Here is a 1,881-nt window from a genome sequence, read left to right as displayed (position 1 = left end):
GCGCGTCGAGGTCGACGACGCCCGCGTCGTGGGTCCCTCGGACAGCTTCGCCGAGCAGTACGTGACGACGAAGCCCAATCAGGACGAGACGTTCCGCGGCGGCACCCAGCTGCTGGGCGAGAACCAGACCCCGTCGGGGCGGATCGAGATCGTCCCGGCCGACGGCTCCAACCCGGAGGTCAACGTCGGCGACGTCCTCGCCGGCGCGACGATCGGCCCGGTTGACTACTCGGAGTTCGGCGGCTACACGATCGCCGCCACCGCGCTCGGCTCGGTGCAGCACAACAACCTGCCGCGCACGGTGGCCACCTCCCAGGGCAAGAACCAGCTGGCCGTCGCCACCTACAACGTGGAGAACCTGGCCCCCACCGACCCGGACTCGAAGTTCCAGCGGCTGGCGCAGGGCGTGGTCACCAACCTGGCCAGCCCTGACGTGGTGGCCGTCGAGGAGGTCCAGGACAACGACGGGGCCACCGACGACGGCGTGGTGGCCGCCGATCAGACGATCAGCAAGCTGACCACCGCGATCGTCAACGCCGGCGGCCCGCACTACGACTCGCGGGAGATCGACCCGGTCAACGACCAGGACGGCGGCGAGCCGGGCGGCAACATCCGCGTGGCGTTCCTCTATAACCCGGCGCGGGTGACCTTCGTCGATCGCGGCGCGGCCTCGGTGAACCGCACCACCACCGGGACCCAGGTGGTCAAGAGCAAGGGCGAGCCGGACCTCACCCTGTCACCGGGCCGGATCGACCCGACCAACCCGGTGTGGACCGCCAGCCGCAAGCCGCTGGTGGGCGAGTTCACCTTCCAGGGCCAGCCGGTGTTCGTGGTGGCCAACCACTTCGACGCCAAGCTGGGCGACCAGAACGCCGACGGGCGCTTCCAGTTCCCGGCGCAGTCCTCGGCCACGCAGCGTGCCGGCCAGGCCTCGGTCGAGCACGGGTTCGTTCAGGGCATCCTCAACATCGATCCCAAGGCCGATGTCGTCGTCGTCGGCGACCTCAACGACTACCAGTTCAGCCCGTCGCTCAACGTGCTCAAGACCGGCACCGCGGATGCCACCGGCGATTCCATCCTCACCGACCTGATCGGGACCCTCCCGGTCAACGAGCAGTACACCTACGACTTCGACGGCATCTCGGAGGTGCTGGACCACATCCTGGTCAGCAAGGGACCGAACGGGGTCCAGTACCAGGTGGTGCACCTCAACGCCGAGTACGCCGATCAGGTCTCAGACCACGACCCGCAGGTGGTGCGCTTCAGGCCCTAGGGGCGAGCAGCCGGTTACTCCCCGGAGCCCTCACGGCGTCGCGTCAACGGGCTGACCGCGCCGAGGTGGCCGATCTTGTCCGGATTGACGATCGAGCGAATCGTGTGCACTTCGCCGTCGACGATGTCGAAGCCCAGCACGGTGACGACCAGGCCATCGAGGTCACGGACCACGGCGCCCGGCTGGGCGTTGACGCGCGCCGGCTCGAAGCGCAGGTTCAGGCGCCGGTTCTGGTTGGCGAACGCCCCCACGAGATGGACGACGCGATCGCGTCCATGGATGGGCTCGGGCAATGCCGCCGCCTTGCCGCCGCCGTCACCGACGAACACGGCGTCCTGCGCGACGATGTGCATCAGAGCGTCGATATCGCCGTCGCGAAAGGCGCTGAGAAACTGCTCGGCGACCTCGACGCGCCGGCGCGGGTCGCTGTCGAAATGCGGGAGGTCGGGCTCCAGTCGCCGTCGCGCGCGCACCGCGATCTGGCGGCAGCCGGCCTCGCTGCGGTCAACCATGGGCGCGATCTCCTCAAAGCGGTAGCCGAACACGTCGTGCAGGAGGAAGACGGCGCGTTCCGTCGCCGAGAGCCGGTCGAGCAGGACGAGGTAGGC

Annotated in this window: 2 protein-coding genes; one reads left to right on the top strand and one right to left on the bottom strand. The window is 68.9% G+C overall.

Annotated elements, in window-relative coordinates:
* The coding region (locus tag VHW64_RS16835) for an endonuclease/exonuclease/phosphatase family protein (RefSeq protein WP_329651730.1) at nucleotides 1-1,273 on the top strand (1,273 nt) is incomplete at its 5' end.
* A gap of 14 nt (nucleotides 1,274-1,287) precedes the next feature.
* On the opposite strand, the gene VHW64_RS16830 is transcribed toward VHW64_RS16835, so the two are convergent.
* Nucleotides 1,288-1,881 (bottom strand): sigma factor-like helix-turn-helix DNA-binding protein (locus tag VHW64_RS16830; RefSeq protein WP_329651729.1); only part of this gene is annotated, 594 nt, incomplete at its 5' end.

Origin of the sequence: Nocardioides sp. (genome assembly GCF_036267815.1) — a bacterium.
In the GTDB taxonomy this organism is placed as follows: Bacteria; Actinomycetota; Actinomycetes; order Propionibacteriales; family Nocardioidaceae; genus Nocardioides.
This window is presented reverse-complemented; position numbering and strand designations above follow the sequence as displayed.